This is a genomic window from Pseudobacillus sp. 179-B 2D1 NHS (assembly GCF_045370945.1).
Taxonomy (GTDB): Bacteria; Bacillota; Bacilli; order Bacillales; family Domibacillaceae; genus Pseudobacillus.
Genome location: NZ_JBIQDP010000015.1, coordinates 42,034 through 61,878 on the forward strand (window position 1 = coordinate 42,034; position 19,845 = coordinate 61,878).

Sequence of the window (19,845 nt, forward strand, 5' to 3'; positions counted from 1 at the left end):
AAAATAGATAGAATTATTTTTGGCTTTTCAACATCTTATCATTGAATCCAAACATCCAAGTTAATATAAAGGCAACAGCAATGGCTGCAACATTAACAAGTAAGTAAAGAACAATTTGCCCATTTAGATAGAGTAGGGTGCCTGGAATAACAGTGATGGCCATTCCCGTTCCTTTCAAGCCAAAGAGCGAGGCAAGAAACCCGCCTACACCGCCTCCAATCAGCCCCATGACGAATGGTTTAAAATAGCGCAAGTTGACACCAAAAATAGCCGGTTCTGTAATGCCTAATAGTGCAGATAATGAGGATGGAAGAGCCAATGCTTTCAGTTTTTTAGACTTTGTTTTCAATCCTACTGCTAATGCAGCTCCTCCTTGTGCAGCAACTGAACAAGTAACAATAGCGTTATATGGATTGTTTCCGAATTTCTCAAGCAGCTGAATTTCTAGCATATTGAATACATGGTGGACTCCTGTGACAACAATAATTTGATTTAGGAAGCCAATGATAAAGCCACTAATTCCAAATGGCCATTTTAAAACAGCCACGGTCGCATTTAAAATAATTTCTTCTACACTATGGAAAATAGGGCCAATAACGAACAAAGCTAACATAATCATTATGAGCAATGTTAAAAAGGGTGTCACAATTAGATCAAACGTATCAGGAACACGTTTGCGAATTTGTTGTTCAAGCTTTGCCCCTATAATTCCTGCGATAAACGCCGGCAGCACAGATCCCTGATAACCTACAACAGGGATAAAACCAAAAAATTTAATCGCTTCAGCCTGCTCGCCAGCCACTTCCCAGGCATTTGGCAAGGATGGACTGACAAGCATCAGACCTAAAACTAAACCGATGATCGGTGAACCGCCAAATACTCTAAATGTGGACCAGGCAACTAATGCTGGTAAAAAGATAAAAGCAGTATCTGTTAACACTTGTGTAAATAAAATAAAGTTTTCTGGAACATGATCAGGTGTTATACCAAACACAGAAAGAATTTGTTCCTGCATAATCAGACCGCGGACTCCCATAAATAGCCCTGTTGCTACAAGGGCAGGGATAATCGGAACAAACACATCGCCGAATAACCGAATAGCTCTTTGGAAAGCATTTCCGCTTTTAGCGGCTTCTTTCGCTTGCTCCCCTTTAGATGAACTTTCAACACCCAACCGGATCACTTCTTCATAAATTTTGTTGACTGTTCCTGTACCGAGGATAACCTGGTATTGACCTGAATTAAAAAAGGCTCCTTTAACCCTTTCGATATTCTCTACTTTTTCTTGATCAACTTTTTCTACGTCTTTTAACATCATTCTTAAGCGTGTAGCACAATGAGCAGCTGACACTATATTTTCCTGTCCACCAACGGCCTCAATAATTTCTGCAGCTATCTGGCGATTATCAGCCATACTTTCACACCCCTTTTTTAGTCATCCATGCCCTCAATAATTAGAAGTTAGCCACCTTGTGGGATCGATCCCACAAGGTAAAAAAATACAAGGAATCGATTTTGCTCTGTAAAAAGATAAAGCCGATTCCTCTAAAAAGAAAACAATCACGATAAAACAACGACTCAATGATAGCTTATTAAACCGGGCACCGCCTTCGGTACCTTCAAACCATTAAAAATAACGGTTGGTATTAGTCTATGAAATCGATTTCATAATTATTATACACTATTGCCTTCAATTACTCTATAGTTCAAAATTAATTTTTTTTGGCCTTCACTGTTTTTTTCAATTTGTTCCAATAGAATAACAGCTGCCTCCTGTCCCGCCCGTTCATTTCCAAAATCTATTGTCATTAAAGCAGGCTGGACATACTTAGAAATATCAGCAGCTCCCATACCAGCAATGGCTATTTCTTTAGGGATGCTATACCCTGCTTCCTTTAAGTATTGCATAGCGCCGATCGCTATCCGGTCCGTCACCGCAAAAACTGCATCAGGGCGGCTATCTTCTGTAGACCTGCCCATAATTTCTTTCATTGCTTCAAAACCAGAAGAAATATTAAAATCTGCTTGCTCCATCCATTCTGGATAAACAGGAAGCTTATGCTCTTTCAGTGCCTCTGTAAATCCTCGCTTACGCTGGATACCTACAGAGGGGTCTGATTCATCCACACCGATAAATGCGATATTTTTATACCCTTTCAGAATAAGACGCTTTGCTATTTCTTTGGCTGCATGGCAATCGTCAAATATCACACTAGAGGCATGCGGGATGTCCTGGCCGATCGCTACAAATGGAATGTTCAGCTGACTGATCTCTGCCACTAGCTCTGAATTGACATTAGTAGCAATTAAAACAATTCCGTCTACTTGTCTGCTCTTTAATAGACGCAAGTATTCAATCTCTTTTTGAGGATCGAGATTTGTTGTTGTTAAAAGAATTTGATACCCTTGCTCTTGAAACACTTCATTCAGTCCGTTTACTACACGCCCTGAAGTTTCCGTGCTAATTTTCGGGAGGATCACTCCAATTACCTTCGTTCTTTTTGTCCGAAGTGCCTTTGCATGCTGACTCGGCATGTACCCAGTCTCCTCAATTACTGCTAAAACACGATTGCGTGCCTCTTCACTCACATAGCCTGAATCATTTAATACACGCGAAACAGTTGATCTTGAGACTTTTGCCATTTCAGCAATTTCCTTAATCGTCAACATTCCAAACCCTCCACTACACATAATAAGCATAAAAATATCATAGCATCAACTTCCATAGCCATCTACTTCTTACTATCTAAAACAAAAAATATAACGGCCGGATCATGAATCAGCCCTTTCTCTTTAGATAGGGGTGGTTGTCTGTTTCCCTCTCCTCCATTCTTATAAAGAGGCAATGGTGAAAAGCATATGCCAATAAATGAACTGTAAACTATCTTAATGTTTCTAAGTTTTTAATATAATTGACAAAAACTTTGTTATAATACTTCAATAATAGAGAGAAACAATCTATTTATTCTACTTTCGGAGTTGGACGATGAATTCAGAAATCTTCCGTTATATTGTTATTGTCTCTGTATCAGGTGTTTTATCCATTATTCTGACAATCTATGCCTATGTTAAACGGCACTTATCTTCCAGCAGTACAACGTTTATTTGGATGTCATTTTTTTCAGCCATCTACACATTTGGACATGCTTTTGAACTGGCAAGCAGCACTCTGACAGAAATTTCTTTTTGGTTGAAGTTCCAGTACCTAGGATTGCCCTTTATCTCTCCATGCTGTCTCATTCTAGTTTTGCAGTATGCAGGATTAGATAAATTTCTCAAGTTAAAACAACTTTTAGTTCTCTTTTTAATTCCATTCATTACTTCTTTTATGTGTTTAACAAATAATTTTCACCATCTATTTTACCGCTCTGTCTATTTACGTCCAAACGAAAACTATGCACTGGCTGATGTGGTTGCTGGACCTTGGTATATCGTGCATGGCAGCTATACATTTGGTTGTCTCCTGCTCGGTGTATGTATTTTATTATGGTATTGGAAGCGGACAAAAGCCGTTTATTGGAAGCAAATTTCTCCCTTGCTATTGGGTCTTGTTATTCCAATGATTTCTTCCTTTTTATACTTAGTTGGCCTTTCTCCCCATGGAATGGACCCAGTACCTGTCGTCATGTGCTTTACCTCTGCTTTATATCTCTGGGCGATCTTTTCCTCTAAGCTGCTCTCCCTATCGCCGATAGCAAGAGACCGAGTTTTTGAAAGCATGCGGGATGGCGTACTTGTTGTAAATACAGCCTATCAAATCGTAGACTATAACGAAGCCGCTGAAAGCATTCTCTCTAGGCTTAATGCTTCATCTGTCGGGAAAAACGTTGAATTACTCTGGAGAGATGGGGGAAGCGAGCTCACTTTTTATGAGAATGATATCCCGGAAAGAGAACGGTCATTTGAGTGGTTGAACGAAGAAAACGATAAATATTATTACGTTCGAATCACACCTATATTCAAAGCCGGAAAAACGGTGGTCGGCAGCATCATCGTTTTAAGTGATATTACTGCTCAAAAAATGCTGGAAAAACAATTAAAAAGACTGGCCTATACCGATGGGTTAACTCAAATTTATAACCGTTCCTATTTCATCAAGAGAAGCGAGCAGTATTTAGAGCAATCGATTAAAGCAAATAAACCACTGTCTGTTCTTCTCTTTGATATTGATTATTTTAAAAAAATCAACGATCGCTATGGTCACAGCATTGGTGATTCAGCCATTCGCCACGTCGTATCAATCTGTCAAAAGCATCTGCAGCCAACAGACATTTTTGGCCGGTATGGCGGAGAAGAATTTGTCATTTGTTTGCCTGATATAGATATTAATGAGGCGAGCAAAAGAGCAGAAAGCATCCGTGCCCATCTTGCTGCTTCTCCTTTGGAAACAAGCAAAGAATCTCTTTCTGTTACTGCAAGCTTTGGAGTTGCTGCTGTGCAGGCCCGTACAGATACACTTGATACCCTCTTGGAGGCGGCTGACCAAGCGTTATACACTTCTAAAGAAAACGGCCGTAACTGTGTGCATATAGCTTATAAAGATTCTCCTCCACTCCCTGTCCAAAGCGAAAAATACCCCCTGCTGCTAAAAAACAGCAAGGGGTATTTTTTTATTATCTAACCCAGGCAATAATTCCTTCATGATCATCAAGTACTAATTCAATTCCTGCCGCGAATGGGTCCACATGCAATTCAGTGTCGAGCCAAAAGCGAATAGCTTCAATTATACTGACAGTCGCTAAAATTTGCTTCCGGCCTGCCACATGGGATTCAGCCGAAAATCCATATTCATCATCAAACATCAGTTCCATATCAACCTCATAAGGAGACACTTCCTTCTTGTCTGATATATATAAGCAAAGAGCATTAATGATATCTTGCTCAGAAATCTTTATCTGTTCCATGAATCATGGCCCCTCTGCTTGTTTTTAAACAAGGAAACAACAATTTTCCGGATCACCATCACAATAGCAATAAGAACAATCATGTTGACCAAAAACCCGAGCATGGAACCTAAAAAGCCTAGGTTACCAAGCAGACTTCCAAATAATAAACCAGCTACCCCTCCAAGAAACAGACCTTTTAGAAAACCGCCTCTATTTGATTTGGAAGCCGTTGATTTCTTTGAATAATTAGTAGTTGATTTCTGTTTGTTGACTTGCTGATCTTGATTTTTCTTAAAAAGTGACGGGCTATTGCTGGCAGGCGGACTGTAGGATCTTTTTCCGGATTTGTATGATTTAGCGCTTGCCACCTGAGAGTTATGATCCATCACATGTCCGACGGGAGCTAAACACAAACCGAACACTAACATTGCTGCCATTATTTTTTTAAACATATAAAAACCCTCCATGTACGTTTATTTTTGTAGGCGAGTCAGCCAGCTTGCTGGCCGTTTACAGTGTCTGCATATTTCTCTTCCAATTTCTTCTCAATTTTTTATAGAAGACTGATCTTTTAGCTATTCTTCGTTCTTTTCCACCGCTCGTTGGAATAATAAACATCTTTCTTCATGTTTTCCCTCCTCACTTAATAGACTGGTTAGTTACACACACTTAGCAGGTAAACTAAAAAGGCCTGTACCACCATCGGTACAGGCCTTATACAACAAAAAAGACCTCTACCGTTTGGTAAGGTCTTGCTAACAACGTTCATCGCTGCCAACAAAGCCGAGAGCGGGCTGCTCTGTAATGACGACTTTGCTGTAAAAGCTACTCCCCTTAAAAGGAATATTGAGTTTATACTAATATAATAATTCAGTACATAACTTGTGTCAAGCGCTAATTCGAAACATGATCCCCTCTTCCCGCAAGTAAACAGAAAAGCTGCTTACTTCACTGGACCAGGCCACGTAGTGACACGATCATCTTCATCAAATTCAATAATCACATCTGTCACATTGGCTACGTTTTTCTTAATATTTTCTTCAATATGATCTCGAATATCATCTGCTACTTTAATTGTCATTTCTGGATCTACTTCCAGCCGGAGCTCCACATGAAAGTCGTCCCCTTCTTTAATCACATCTAAGTCTTGAATATCTTTCACTTGTGGATGCTGAAGAACCCGAGCGCCAATTTTTGCTTGCAGTTTAACATCTGCGACGCCAAGCGCTCCTGCCGCATTATCCAAAAATATCCGACCGACAACTAAGATCAGCATCACTCCAATAATAATGGAGGCATATCCTGTAGCGCTGTGAAAGGGTGTATAAGTAGCGATAATAATAGCAATCAAAGCAAGCAGCGCACCGCCAACAGCCACATTATCTTCTAAAAAGACTAGCTTTGTGGCTGGCTTGGCACTTTTTACATGCTTATAGCTCTCAGGGATCATTCTAAAACCTTTGACTTTTTCTGGAGGGAGATGCTCTGTAATTTCTTTCATTGCCTTATAAAGAACGGTGGCTTCTAAGACGGCAGCCGCTCCAAGCACAGCAATATTTAACCAGAGCCAGTCTTCAGAATGGGCTGCCTCTGAAATATGATGAACACCTTCCTTAATAGTTTCATAAGCCAATACACCTACAACTAACACAGCACCTAAAAGCACAAGATTGACTAACCGGCCAAACCCTCCTGGAAATCTTTCCGTCGGGGCTTTTTTACTTAATGAGGAACCGATAAAAACGAACAACTGATTCGCTGCATCTCCAAAGCTATGCATCATTTCAGCAAACATAGCGACATTTCCTGTAATGAGGTAAGCTGCCGTTTTAATAAGAGCAACAATCGTATTAACAATTGTTGCCCATAAAGCCGATTTACTTCCGGATTTCAACAATCGTAAGAATTCATTCACACTGTCCTCCCCTTTCTTATTCTCGAATCTTTTTCCGCTTTCTTTACCTATTTCATTTCCCATAGTATGTACGTTAAAAACGCAAATTTATTAGTAAGCCCTAAGAAAAAGAAGGTGAGCCAAAGTTAACGATCCCCTTGTCCACCTTCTTGAGACTATTTAGGTAGCTTCCGGTATCCTTCCCTCTACATACTCTCTAGGACGAGCCGATCTGTACCATTGCAGACAAAGAATAAAAACAAGTATCAGATCAATTGCATCGCCGCCATAGTACATTAAGATCCCTCCAGCTTTTGCTTGCCCTTCGGCAACACCAATCGGAGGATGCGCATAAATATACTTAGATAAGATGCCATGACCAGCTAGAGCGATAATCAGCACAATCGCTCTATATATAAAACTTTTTCTATGGGGCATTGGATCAATATAAATCATGGCGGCAGTAAAAAGATAGCCAGCCAAAAATACGTGTATGTGAACAAATAAGTGAAGGAGAATGTTCTGATGCATCGCCGTATATAAGTCAGTGGTGTAAAGAACCCACAACCCTCCAACATTAAGCAAAGAGGCGACTACCGGATTGCTAAGGAGCTGAATCGGCCAACTTTTTAACAAACGTACGAACCTTCTCGCTAAATGTACCGGCAGTGTCCGCAGCATCAGGGTCATCGGTGCAGCGAGCACAAGAAAAAGCGGAGCGGCCATGCCGAGAAACAAATGCCCCGTCATATGTGCTGTAAAGTCGATATGAGCCCGTTCTGCAAGTGGACCAGCTACAGAACAAACCGCCAGCAGGACACCTACAATACAAGAACATGTACGAAATAATGGCCATTTCCTGTGCCGGCGGTTAGAAACTAGGGCAGCTAAAAGATAGAGAAATAGAACGAGTAGAAAGGGGAGCATCAGAAGCACTTGTGGAACAATCCCCGCCAGTTGCCCGCCAGTATAACAAATATCTGTATAACTACTCATGTTGAGCTCTCTCTTCTAATGATTGTTTGGGTCGCGTGCGAAAAAGAAGAACAACACCAATTACAATCATAGCAATGGCTGTAACATTCCAAATCGCATCATAAACCAGCACATTTTCCACATAGCGAATTTGATGAATGCGCATAACCTTATGCTGGATCGTCCCATCGTAAAGCTGAAAAACTCCAGCTCCAAGCAAGACGCCACCCCACCACCTTGTAAGCCATAAAGCCTTCCTTCGGCGAAGATCAGCGAATAAAAACAAACCGCCAATCGTGGCAAACCAGCTAAACGCGTGGAACAAACCGTCAGAAACTAGGCCAATATCTGTAGTCGATTTATCGTAAAAATGGTGCCAGTGAAGCAGCTGGTGAAAAACAGCTTCATCAAAAAAAGCAATGAAGCCCACCCCAAACAAAAAGCCGGACCACAAATTTTTTGATGAATAAATATCACGGTTTCGATGAATGTCTTGAGTATTCATTTCAGCAGCCATAGGAGCCCCCTCTATCCTGTTGATTCTAATTTATATTTACTCTCATCTTTCCACGAATAAACAAGTTATAATCAAAATTTCGAGGTTTATATACCACCTTTTATAATCCTGTTTCTCCATAAATAAAGAGCTATCTTGAAAAAGATAGCTCTCAATCTTCTCTTACACACCTGCTGCTTGGAATGAAGCGAACGACTTATCCTTCTGCCAGCTCTTGTCTAGTTCTTTTGCTTTGCGGGCTTCCCTTTAATGGATCTTCTGCCTGCTTAGAACGCTTAATAAAGAGGGCCAGAACAAGTGCAACAGCAGCAATTAAAGCTGATACAAAGAAGGCATCATTAATGCCTTCCAGCATGGCTTTCATCGCAATTTGCTGTTTCATTCCAGCAATGGCCGCTTCTGATGGCTGGACAGTTGCATGCTTCATTGCATTAGCAGCCAGTTCCTCCGCATGTGTTTCTGTACGGGTAGACATCACCGTGACCAGCAGCGCTGTACCGATGGCACCTGCCACCTGATTCAACGTATTATTCATTGCAGTACCGTGTGGATAGAAACGTGTTGGCAATTGATTTAAACCATTTGTTGAAACAGGCATCATCACCATCGACATACCAAACATTCGGATAGCATTTAATATAACTAAGTGGGTGTATGTTGTATCCAGCGCCAATTTGCTGAAATAATAAGTCGTAATGGTTGTAATGGTTAATCCGGTAACGGCTAAAATGCGACCGCCGAACTTATCAAATAACCTTCCTGTAACAGGAGACATAAGAGCCATGACAAGCGCTCCAGGCAGCATCATCAGACCGGCATCCATCGGAGAAATTCCCCGAATGGTCTGCACGTAAATAGGAATCAACAGCATACCAGAAAACATCGCCATGTTAACAACCATTGTGATAGACGATGATAAGGCAAACATCGGGTACTTAAAGATTTTAAAGTTAAGCATTGGCCGTTCCATCTTTAATTGCCGCAAAATAAACCATATTAGCGAAATAGCCCCTATAAGGATTGTTCCATACACTTGTGGACTACCCCATCCTTTGCTTCCCGCAGAACTGAAGCCATACAACAGACCACCGAATCCTACGCTAGATAGGAGCAAAGAAAATAAATCAAGGCGAATGTCCACTTTATCTTTTTTATCTTTAAGCAAAAAGAAGCCAATCAAGAGAACAACAATTCCGATCGGTGTCACAAAGTGGAAAAGCATTCTCCAATGATAGTGTTCAATAATCCAGCCTGACAAAGTTGGGCCAATCGCTGGTGCAGCCATTAAAATTAAGCCAAACACCCCCATTGCAGCCCCCCTTTTTTCTATTGGAAAGCTAACGAGCATCACGTTCATCAAAAGCGGCATCATAATTGCTGAACCAGAGGCTTGAACCATGCGTGCCATCAGTAAAAGCGGGAACACATGAGCTACTCCAGCAATGATCGTTCCGATGGTAAATAAGCCCATAGCGACCAGGAATAGCCGGCGCACAGAATATTTTTGAATCAAAAAGGCAGTGGTTGGAATCATAATTCCATTCACTAACATGAACCCTGTCGTCAGCCACTGAACCGTTGAGGCTCCTACGTCTAAATCCTTCATGATTGAAGGCAGTGCAATATTGAGAAGTGTGTTATTTAAAAATGCAATAAAAGCTCCAATCATCAAAACAGCAAGAATTCCGTAATTTGGACGATTAGTCTTTTTTATCGATTGATCCATTCATTTCCCTCCATAGATGATAGACATTCGGTCCATAATTTTGTACCATCGTTTCACACAAAAGATATCATATACCATAAGTCCAAATACCGCAACATATAAACCGCCTTTTTTACAGAGTTTGTACTAGTCTGAAAAATGATGTACTATAATATTTGGACAGCGAGTCCAACTAACTATAAAGGTGATTAAATGAACGATAGAAAGCAGCATGTTATAAAAATGGCCCATCAGTTATTTGTTGAGAAAGGCTTTCAAGCTACATCTATCCAAGACATATTAGACTATAGCGGGATTTCCAAAGGAACGTTTTATAATTACTTTTCCTCCAAAAATGAGCTGCTCATGGCTCTTTTCAAGACCATTTATAAGCAGCTTGAAAAAGAACGAAATGAGCTACTTATTGGCCAGGACCCTTCTGACATTGACATTTTCATTAAACAAATTGAATTACATATGAAAACGAATAGAACTACTAAGTTAATCTCTCTTTTTGAGGAAGTAATCGTTACAAATGACACAGATCTCAAACAATTTATGAAGAGAGGACAGTTACTCACTATCCGCTGGATGTACAAACGGTTAGTAGACATTTTTGATGAAAGCAAGCACCCTTATTTGTTTGATTGTGCAATTATGCTTATCGGAATTTTGCATCAAACTCTCAAATATTATACTTTGGTGCAGGAATCAGGCACCGGCATTCACCAAGCAGTGCGTTACAGTGTATTGCGGGTAGTAAACATGGTGAATGAAGTAGCGGAATCAAAAGATCAGTTAATTCCTCCTGAGTTTCTAGACAGGTGGCTACCGGACTGTGAAAAGACCGACCAAACTTTTCAACAGAAGCTGTGCGACGCCATCTTAACACTGAAAAAGGATGTAAAGCGGAAGGAAGAGAAGCACAAGTATATGGAGTTGCTGGACTTTATCCAGGACGAGATTCTTCACTCTAAGAACCCGCGAAAATTTCTTGTGGAAAGTGCCCTCTCTTCATTGAAAAGAAGTAGTGACTGCTTGGAGGATGAACCTCTCCGAGCCCTTGATCAACTCATTACTAGTTACTTTACCCAATAAAAAAAAGAAAAAGCCCTCAATCTAGATAAAGTCTGTTTTCCACATTGGTAGGCTGACGGAAATTCCTCTTCTTAAAGGCATAATTAAAATACAATGTTGATCAATAAAAAAAAGCTTAAGAAAATTTTCTTAAGCTTTCTCTCATCAGTCTTATAAAAAGGTCAGAGCAACAAAGAAAACAACCATGAACGAGAGCCCAACAGGCAGTCCAAATTTTGCCCATTCCTTGCTGGTGATTCCTAGTTTTCCAGCTGAAATGATATTTGGAATATTGCCGGGCACAAGCATCCCTCCGCTGATAAGAAGGCCGAGTAGAATCGCTTTTACTGTTTCCCCTTCCATGGAAGGGCTAATTTCAGCAGCGCTGAGAGTGGCATTATCAAGGATAGCTGAGATCATGTTGATCCAATATAAGATGCCTGTATGAACGTCTAGCAGATAACGATTAATTAACGGTTCGAATCCTGCACCAAGAAGGGTCAGCCCCATGACAAACAAATAAATTTTAATCGTTCGGACGATGATTTCTTCATATGATTCACTCTTTTGATTATCATTTAGACCTTGCTGGTTCCTTTTTGGATGCACAACGAACATAGAAAGAAGCCCCAACAGCCAAACGGCTGCTAACACTTCAGGTCCCATCAACCGCAGAAGATAAAAGAAATCCTCTCCCAGCTTGCTGATGGCAATGGTTGAAAGCGGTTCTCCAATCGGTGTTAAAGCGGCTCCGAGCCCAATCGAAAAGCAGGCTAAGACGACAAGCCGAACCTCCGACTGGCGATCAAGGTTCAAAACGCTAACAATTAAAACTAAAATAAGGGCGGCAATGATTGCAGTAATCACACTTGACAGCAAGCCCAATATAATAATGATCATCGCAATAAACAATCGAAAAGGCATCATCCTGCTAATCCGGTGAATTCCGATTTCTAAAGGCGTCCGCAGCCATTTAAACAACAGTCCTGCTGCCAAAACGGCTATAGTGATGTTGATCGGATCTTTCAATGCCTTAGTCAGCAGAGACCTGTCCAACACTTGGCCAATAATAGCCGCTAAAAAACCCGTAAGAAACAAAAATACTTCTAAATTCTCTTCCACCTGTTTCACGAAGAAAGGCAGAAGCAACACAAGCAGCAGTACAATAGATAGCCCAATAACCATAGATTCCCACCTTTCCGCCTAGCTTTTTCTCATAGCAACCTATTTATATGTGGAAAGTCCAAAAAATATTTAACTCGATATCATTAGTTTATAAAGTCTTGCTCTTTTTTAGAAAAGCGAAAGCAGTAAAAACAAAAAGCAGGCACTTTTATCAAGTGACCTGCTTACGAGTTATCATTTATCTCTTCCCATCAAGAGCAGCTTTCACCTTTCTCTTGACAGCCCAAAGCTTTACTTCAGCTTGTCGCACTCCCTTTCATCGCTCAGCCTATTCCTTAATCAATCCTTCTCTTTTTGTAGATAAGAACGGTAATAAAAAATGAGACGATGGCCCATACCAGCAGTATCATCATGTTCTCAAGGACGACTCTTAAGCCGGCTCCATTGCTTAAATGAGACCAAATCGTATTTAATTGCTCATTTGGCAAATAACTAATCATACGCAAGAGCATGTCATTTTCAATCATTGATTTAAGCATCGAACTCATGCCAAAGATTAACAATACCGGCATTCCAATAATGCTCGTTTCCATAACTGTTCTTGAAAGCAAACCAAGAATTGTTCCGATAGCCAAATAGATCATTAATCCCAATAATATACTAAATGAAAACAGTGGCAATGAAGGGGTTTTATAGTCGGACAGAAAGATGGATCCAATAATAACAATAATCGTCATAACAGCGGATAATGCACTTTTTCCTATGAGGATTTCTACTGTACTGGCCGGTGATAATAATAGCCCTCTCAATGTATTTTTTTCTTTTTCCTCAGCCACCATAGCTGCTTGAATAAAGGCACCTGCAATAACGAGAGATAGGTTGATTGGGTAGGTCGCCAAAAGAGCGTTGTCTTCCCCTATCCGTCCGAGCCATGCAGCAAAAACTAAAGGCAAGGCTAAGGTAAATAAAACATAGGAATTTCTTTGCAAGTCCTTCCAGTCCTTTACAAATATTGCATTTACTCGCTTCAATGAAAATATCATCATAAGTTCCTCCCTGTTAAACGTACAAAAATATCTCCAAGTGTCGGCTCATTGGAATGAATCGTTAAAAGTTGCTCCGTTTTCATATATTCATAGGTTTCCTTTGCGCCCTCACCATCTTTATTAACGACGACTGCACGGCCTCCCTTTAACAACAATAATATGGATGTATTTTTCTGCTGTGCTCTTACATTTTGTGGCGTATCAAGCAGCCTTATTTCACCATTATTTAAGAAAGCCACCCGATCGCAAAGCCCTTCTGCTTCTTGCATATCGTGAGTTGTTAAGAAAATAGTGGTTCCTTCTTGGTTCAATTTTTTTAACCCTTCATGAATATGCCTGGTATTGACTGGGTCTAAAGCCGAAGTTGGTTCATCGAGAAAAAGCAGGTCCGGTTTATGTAAGATGGCCCGTGCCAATGTGACTCGCTGCTTCATCCCTTTGGACAGCTTTTAAATTAACTTTCTCTTCTCTTCCAATAGATTGACAGATTCAAGCACTTCATTAATTCTGCTTTTCTTTACTTCGTACAAATCACAATACAACGAAAGGTTATCGTAGATGCTAAGCCGCTCGTAAAGTCCGCTATTATCCGTTAAGATGCCAATTCTCTTCATATAGGCGGGATCTTTTAATTTATGTATCGGTTCTCCAAACACTGTGACTTCTCCGGCAGTCGGGTTCAACTGTGCTGTTAAAATTTTTATCGTTGTCGTTTTTCCGGAACCACTCGGGCCTAAAAAGCCAATCGTTTCTCCTTTTTTACTTTAAAGTTTACGTTTTTTAAGGCGATTTTATTTTCAAATGATTTAACAAGTTCTTTTACTTCGATAACATTTCCCATTCCATTTACCCCTTTTCTCATTTCCGTTTTCCTGACTCAATCTTATCTGCAACAATGGATAGATGCAGTAACATCAAGGTAAAAAGAGTATAGGAGTAGTTAAATGGCGTTATTTTTCAGCTGAATGGAGCAGATTTCTCACCCAAAATTCACTCTTTTATGTGTGTGTAAAGTTAGATTCCGATAATATCCTTCAGCTCATTCAACTTTCCTTTAGATAGGGGAATAGAGCTTTTCTGTGAATCTTCAAGAATCAAGCTATAGCTGTTTCTAGTCCACGTGATTACCTCACGGACTCTTTGTAAATTAACAATATACGATCGATGACACCGAAAAAAACCAAATGGCTGTAGGCGATCAGATAGCTCGTTTAGTGTAATAGAACAAGGAAAGACTTCCCCATTTACATGAAGCTGAGACATTCCTTCATTGCTCTCAACAAAGACAATTTCTGTTGGATCAAACAGAACAATTTTTTCGTTCATTTTTGCTGGAATCTTTTCAATCCTCAGCTGCTTACGGACTGAAGTTTTTTCTTCTTCACTTTGTTCTGTGTCGTTAGGAAGTGACAGCGCCGTCTCTTCATCCATTTTTTGAAGGTCCATAGAATCATCTTCTTGCAAAGATGAAGGGGCCTCTTTATTTTCTTCCTCTATCACTTCAATTTTCTTTAAGCCTTGTTCATTTAAACGATACAAGTGATTGGTTATAGATATGGCACTTTCAAAATTATTTGTTGTTATTAAAACGGATTTGCCTTGTTCTGTAAAATCTTCTATCACTCTTTGCAGAATAATCTTGCTCTCAATATCAATATTTTGGTCAGGCTCTTCCATGAGCAGCAAATCCGGCTGATGTAAGATAGCTCTGGCAAGCTGTAGCCTTTTCTTTTCTGAATAAGACAGGTTGATAATTTTAATTTTTTCTTTCTTAATTAAGCTAACTTTATGAAGGAGCCCACCTATCTCCACCTCCACGTTATATAGCTTTTTAAAGAAATTCAGATATTCCTTCGGTGTCAATCGATCGTACAATGCCTCATCCAGCAGGAAAATTCCGATACGCTTCGCTATGCTTTTAAAATCATGGGTTAAAGGCAATCCCTCCAATAAAATTTCCCCATTCGAAAGCGGCGCCTGTCCAATAATCATGTTGATTAATTGTTTTCCTACTTCGCTATTACATTGGATGGCGACCGACTCCCCCTTTTGCACAACTAAATGAATCTTCGGAAAAATAATTGTATTTCCTTTATTCATCTCTATCTCACTTATTTGTAAAATACTCATGTAACCGCACACCCCATGTAGAAAATTTATATGATTGGAATAGATATCCCGCCTGCTATACAACAAATGCAAAGAACACTTACGCGTGCTATATAGTAACTTCATCAGAAATAATCTTCCATTTTTATTATATAGCTGTCATGTAAAAATTCCCATATGCACTTTCCATCTCTTACTCTACTGGTGCAGAATCCATACGTCATAAAGTAAAAAAACCGAATTCTCTTTTTAATCACTGAGAATTCGGGTTCTTTAACTACACACTTCTTTTCTTTGTAATTCTATATTTCCTCCTATTATTTCACACTTAAAATATAAAGTGCTCTATAAAGGAGCAGCAAGCGTCACATGTCTGCCGTCCCCTCCAGCTATTGGAATTACACAAGTATTTGTATTCTTTCCAATCCATAGCTTCATGTTTGTTTTTATACTTATATTAATACCCCGAGCCGCCACATACTTGTTTAGTGACTTGTTTTTCCTGCTAAGAATATTTTCTGAAATCGTCCCTTCATTGTAATTGGAACGAAAAGCAATAGCAGACGTCGCTACATATGAGCGGTCTTGCACATCCTGTATCGTGTTCTTAGTCACCATAAATTGTTTATTACGAATGTATAGATGGATACCATTGGCATAGCAATTTATCAAAGAGTTTCCTTTTATTATCAAATTCTGTGTATAGGAAGCTTGGATGGCACCTGAAATCGTGTTTCCCTGCTGTCCTGCATTTTTTATTTGGTTGTTCTCAATTGTACAATCCCTGGCATGATTAGAAGATGCACCTGCCACAACGATCCCATATCCCTTGCCAATCCCATCAATTTTATTGCCTTTTGCCGTGCATTTCTGGGAGCCGAACACTTCTTTCCCCTCGTTGCCTTTTGCATTAACGAATGCTATGCCGACTTTTGTATTCTTGATGGTATTGTAGTTAAAAGTAATATTTTCTCCACCATGAGTATCCAGCGCCTCCCATAGAGGAATGTCTTCGATAATAGTGTTAGTTACCGAGCTGTTCATGCTTCGGGGATAGTCCCGCAAATTACTGTTGTTAGCACCTGCCCTTGAAAAAAACACGCCATAAGCATTTCCCTTTACTCCCGGAGAAACTCTTTTAATATGACTTTTGTTGATATGCGTATTCTTTACAGATAATCCACCGATACCAGCATAGCCAACATCCTCGATCACTGTGTTCTTTACAGATACTCCCTCGGCAAATTGGGCTTCAATTCCGTAAAAGCCAATATCATGAATAAAACAATCCTCGATGACAACATTTCTAACATAGCTTGTTGCTTTGGCTCCTTTAATCTTTATGCCGACCCCTGCCGTATCAGCGGCTTTATTGCCTGCTCCCTGGAGTTCCAAACCATATATTTTCACCCCATTGCCTACTGTTAAAAGAGTCCTATGCTTTGTATCGTTATAGATTTTGGCACCATAGCCAATAACAGTTGTATTATCTGGTATTGTTAAGCCACTAACCTTAAACGAACTTCCTGCGGGCAATACTACTACCTTGCCCGCAGAATGGATTAATTCATTCTGCAATTCCGTTGTCTTATCAGCTATTCCATAACTTTTACTTTCTTCTGCCTCTACAGTAGAACATTCAAAAACGGATACAAGGATAACCGTTAAGAAACTTACCATGTATATTTTCAAAAGCTGCATCTCGTTCTCCCTTTACAAACCCAGCCCCTTAAAAACAATTAACGATTGCTTATCAGTTCTTTAGGTTTATATATTTTTTTATTTAGTTCATTAGACTTGATCAATAGCTATTTTTCACAAAACACACTATATATTTCGTTCTTTTTATCTAATATTTTATAGGGATTAAGACCCAATACATTCACCCATAGTCTCTAACTGTACGCATAAAGCTGAAAATGATTTGTTGTAATGAGCGCATGTTTTAATTAAATCTTGCAAACAAGGACTGAAGTTATTCATAAATCAAGAGAACATTTACAGAAAAATACACAACGAAAAAGCAGCCGATGATTATCGGCTGCTTTTTCTCTTTTCCATCCTTTATTTGATTCAAATTGGAAGCTAAGACTGTTTAAGTAATCTTGATCTATTATTCTTCGAGGTTGTTAGCATTGGTCTACTCCTGAATTTATAAAAGCCATTTCCCTGCTATGCCGCCTGCTATGCCAAGGATAACAACTGACATGATGACAAAAACCAATACTTTTTTTGGAAATGATTTAGCTACCATTAATAGAGACGGCAGACTAACAGCTGGCAATGTAATCAACAGGGCCGCCGCTGGACCGCTGCCAATCCCGACAGAGAGAAATGTTTGAATGATTGGAATCTCGGCAGCCGTTGGAATGACAAACAGCATGCCGGCAACCGCAAACAAAATGATAGCCATGAGGCTATCCGCTTCTCCTTCATTTAATTGCGGAAATAGCCACACACGCCCGGCTCCTAAAAGCAGCACGGACAGTATATATGCTGGTACCACATAAAGAAGCATGCTTCCTGCGCTCTTCAGCCATCTTGCTAAAAAACTTCCTTCTGGTTTCTCTTCTACCATCATTTGTTCTATATCAACCGGCTCGACATCTTTCACAAATCGGTTCGCCAAGTAACTAACACCAAACGTTAAAATTAAACCGAACACAAGACGCAACAATGTAAATTTCCATGATAAGACAAATGTCATGAAAATAAGTGTAGCTGGATTAATCATCGGATTGCCGATCCAGAAAGCAAGCGCTGCTCCAACAGAAACATTTTTTTTGCGAAGGCCAACGGCGATCGGAGCTGCACAGCAGCTGCACATCATACCTGGGACAGCAGCCATTCCCGCAATGGCAGTGCTGCCAAATGATGATTTTCCAAGAAATTTAAGAAGCCATTGTGTCGGAAGTAATACTTGCAGCAAAGATCCTAGCAGGATGCCGAGAACCGCTGCTTTCCATACGGATGAAAAATAAACAATTGCGTAATCCACAGCCGACTTCCACGAAGGCGTGACATCCGATAGATTCCCTAAAATAGAAGAGCCGATGGAATGTGTATGAGCGGATAAAATAGATTTATTATAATAAGGCCACCATTTTACATAAAGTAACCCAGCAGCTGCAATGAGTATAAACGCAACCACAAACCACAGTGTTTTCCGCTGTTCTGATTGTTGATGTTGAGATGTAGTGTCTAACTGTGACATGGGACCCTCCTGTATATATTATTTTCTAGACATAATATTATATCACAAAAGCGGTAATTGATTATTCTTCCCTCCCTGTGATTATTGCAGGAGCCAACCGGAATCCATTCATTATCTTTTTTAAAGGTGTGTAAGCTGTCTATCCTCTTAGTCCTCTAAGTTATTCCCCCTCTCGTTTCCAATTGATTCTTATATTTTATTCAATGATCTTATGTAATTTAAACGCGAATAGAAAAGACATAGAATTTTACTAAATTGCTTGATAGGTACCACAATAGACTCTGAAGTACTAACTGAAGAAGTGCAGCCACTTCCTTTCTGTTGATAGCCCTCCCGCCAGTATTTAACTGTCATCAAAGTGAATTTCTAATAAGTCTTTAAAAGCATTTGGGATAAACAGGTCATTACCTATTCTCTTGTTTTTCTCTTTCTTTTATCCACCTTGCTTTTCACTCTTGAACAAGTAAAAATCTCCTTCCATTATTGAAAGGCCTTTCATTTTCAGCGTTAAAAGAATATTCAATTTTATCTCAAAAAAGGTGTTGACCCCACTATATAATTTGTTTAAACTTATAAAAAATTAACGGTTGATTAGGGAATTTAAACAAATAAAATAAAAATCCAGTTAATTGAAAGACACATCTTGATAGGGAAAGACACAAAAGAATTTGCAAAAAGAAGAAGTTTTCTGTTGCGCAGCTAATCAGACAAAAGAGAAAAAGTCAAATCTTCATGTAGCGATGCAGAGTCTACAGGAGGAACTTTATTATGTATGGAGGAAACTTGCTATGTGGATCATCACTGTTCATTCTAAAAGCAATTTAACTGTATTTGAATTTGATACTCAAAAAGAAGCAAAAGAAGCTTTTAAAAGAATTCAAGGTTATAAAATACTTACAGAAGTTATTTACTTTAATGATCACTCCTTAGTAGAAGCGTAGAGCTTGACGACACGTTGCACAATAGCTCTTTATCCATCCGCTGTCGAATTTTTATCGGCGGCGGATTTGCTTTTATCCTAAAAAAACACGTTAGCCCTTATATAAATAAACCAATTGATTGATGCTCCCCCAACAGCAAGCTGATGCTCTCCTGTAACTTAAATGTCTATTCACTATATTCCTTCCTCCTGGCTGCCTAATTTGGACATTCACCCTAACTATTCATATTTGCTGGCTATTTAAAACAAAGCTTTTCACTTTTAAAAAATACGGAACAGACTAGCATGTTAGCTAATAAAATGAAACAATAGCTGAATGCATTTTGGGAATTCTCAATAAATTGAGGGAGTGATGAC

At 39.6% G+C, this 19,845-nt stretch carries 16 protein-coding genes and 1 pseudogene; 3 read left to right on the top strand and 14 right to left on the bottom strand.

Features of this window, described 5'->3' with window-relative positions:
- Window positions 1-13: 13 nt before the first annotated feature.
- Both ACH0BF_RS15245 and ACH0BF_RS15250 read right to left on the bottom strand, forming a co-directional pair.
- A complete protein-coding gene (locus tag ACH0BF_RS15245; protein ID WP_406909611.1) occupies window positions 14-1,414 on the bottom strand; it encodes a sucrose-specific PTS transporter subunit IIBC in 1,401 nt (466 codons plus the stop codon).
- Window positions 1,415-1,674: 260 nt separating this feature from the next.
- Window positions 1,675-2,670: a LacI family DNA-binding transcriptional regulator gene (locus tag ACH0BF_RS15250; RefSeq protein WP_120036232.1), complete on the bottom strand. Its 996-nt coding sequence runs from the start codon at window positions 2,668-2,670 to the stop codon at window positions 1,675-1,677.
- Window positions 2,671-2,986: 316 nt separating this feature from the next.
- Here ACH0BF_RS15250 and ACH0BF_RS15255 point away from each other — a divergent pair, with 316 nt between their 5' ends.
- Window positions 2,987-4,621, top strand: coding sequence for a histidine kinase N-terminal 7TM domain-containing diguanylate cyclase (locus ACH0BF_RS15255; RefSeq protein ID WP_406909612.1), 1,635 nt, complete (start codon window positions 2,987-2,989; stop codon window positions 4,619-4,621).
- On the opposite strand, the gene ACH0BF_RS15260 is transcribed toward ACH0BF_RS15255, so the two are convergent.
- The 6 genes from ACH0BF_RS15260 to ACH0BF_RS15285 all read right to left on the bottom strand — a co-directional run bounded on the left by ACH0BF_RS15260 (window position 4,614) and on the right by ACH0BF_RS15285 (window position 9,998).
- Complete coding sequence (locus ACH0BF_RS15260) at window positions 4,614-4,904, bottom strand: YxcD family protein (RefSeq protein ID WP_120036230.1); 291 nt, start codon at window positions 4,902-4,904, stop codon at window positions 4,614-4,616. The two genes, ACH0BF_RS15255 and ACH0BF_RS15260, sit on opposite strands and share 8 nt — an antisense overlap.
- On the bottom strand, window positions 4,892-5,338 hold the full coding sequence (locus tag ACH0BF_RS15265) for a hypothetical protein (RefSeq protein WP_120036229.1): 447 nt from the start codon (window positions 5,336-5,338) through the stop codon (window positions 4,892-4,894). The genes ACH0BF_RS15260 and ACH0BF_RS15265 overlap by 13 nt, the downstream gene beginning before the upstream one ends.
- Before the next feature lie 491 nt (window positions 5,339-5,829).
- A complete protein-coding gene (locus ACH0BF_RS15270; protein WP_120036228.1) occupies window positions 5,830-6,801 on the bottom strand; it encodes a cation diffusion facilitator family transporter in 972 nt (323 codons plus the stop codon).
- Window positions 6,802-6,960: 159 nt separating this feature from the next.
- The gene (locus tag ACH0BF_RS15275) at window positions 6,961-7,776 is read right to left on the bottom strand and encodes a cytochrome c oxidase assembly protein (RefSeq protein ID WP_120036227.1); all 816 of its coding nucleotides are present in this window, start codon (window positions 7,774-7,776) and stop codon (window positions 6,961-6,963) included.
- Window positions 7,769-8,272: a DUF2243 domain-containing protein gene (locus tag ACH0BF_RS15280; protein ID WP_406909613.1), complete on the bottom strand. Its 504-nt coding sequence runs from the start codon at window positions 8,270-8,272 to the stop codon at window positions 7,769-7,771. The genes ACH0BF_RS15275 and ACH0BF_RS15280 overlap by 8 nt, the downstream gene beginning before the upstream one ends.
- A 196-nt stretch (window positions 8,273-8,468) precedes the next feature.
- Window positions 8,469-9,998: a DHA2 family efflux MFS transporter permease subunit gene (locus ACH0BF_RS15285; RefSeq protein WP_406909614.1), complete on the bottom strand. Its 1,530-nt coding sequence runs from the start codon at window positions 9,996-9,998 to the stop codon at window positions 8,469-8,471.
- 192 nt (window positions 9,999-10,190) lie between these two features.
- On the opposite strand from ACH0BF_RS15285, the gene ACH0BF_RS15290 reads away from it, so the two are divergent.
- Window positions 10,191-11,075, top strand: coding sequence for a TetR/AcrR family transcriptional regulator (locus tag ACH0BF_RS15290; protein ID WP_406909615.1), 885 nt, complete (start codon window positions 10,191-10,193; stop codon window positions 11,073-11,075).
- A 150-nt stretch (window positions 11,076-11,225) separates the two neighbouring features.
- On the opposite strand, the gene ACH0BF_RS15295 is transcribed toward ACH0BF_RS15290, so the two are convergent.
- From ACH0BF_RS15295 to ACH0BF_RS15320, 6 genes and pseudogenes are all read right to left on the bottom strand, one after another.
- Window positions 11,226-12,239: a DUF1646 family protein gene (locus ACH0BF_RS15295; RefSeq protein WP_406909616.1), complete on the bottom strand. Its 1,014-nt coding sequence runs from the start codon at window positions 12,237-12,239 to the stop codon at window positions 11,226-11,228.
- Window positions 12,240-12,514: 275 nt separating this feature from the next.
- A complete protein-coding gene (locus ACH0BF_RS15300) occupies window positions 12,515-13,222 on the bottom strand; it encodes an ABC transporter permease (protein WP_120036223.1) in 708 nt (235 codons plus the stop codon).
- A pseudogene (locus ACH0BF_RS15305) lies at window positions 13,222-14,066 on the bottom strand (ABC transporter ATP-binding protein). The gene ACH0BF_RS15300 and the pseudogene ACH0BF_RS15305 overlap by 1 nt, the downstream one beginning before the upstream one ends.
- A gap of 173 nt (window positions 14,067-14,239) precedes the next feature.
- Complete coding sequence (locus tag ACH0BF_RS15310) at window positions 14,240-15,355, bottom strand: LytTR family transcriptional regulator DNA-binding domain-containing protein (RefSeq protein WP_406909617.1); 1,116 nt, start codon at window positions 15,353-15,355, stop codon at window positions 14,240-14,242.
- Window positions 15,356-15,679: 324 nt separating this feature from the next.
- Window positions 15,680-17,035, bottom strand: coding sequence for a right-handed parallel beta-helix repeat-containing protein (locus ACH0BF_RS15315; RefSeq protein WP_406909618.1), 1,356 nt, complete (start codon window positions 17,033-17,035; stop codon window positions 15,680-15,682).
- Window positions 17,036-17,486: 451 nt separating this feature from the next.
- Entirely contained in the window at window positions 17,487-18,548 is a 1,062-nt protein-coding gene (locus ACH0BF_RS15320; protein ID WP_406909619.1) for a permease, read from the bottom strand.
- A gap of 668 nt (window positions 18,549-19,216) precedes the next feature.
- On the opposite strand from ACH0BF_RS15320, the gene ACH0BF_RS15325 reads away from it, so the two are divergent.
- On the top strand, window positions 19,217-19,489 hold the full coding sequence (locus ACH0BF_RS15325) for a hypothetical protein (protein ID WP_406909620.1): 273 nt from the start codon (window positions 19,217-19,219) through the stop codon (window positions 19,487-19,489).
- The last annotated feature ends 356 nt before the right edge of the window (window positions 19,490-19,845 follow it).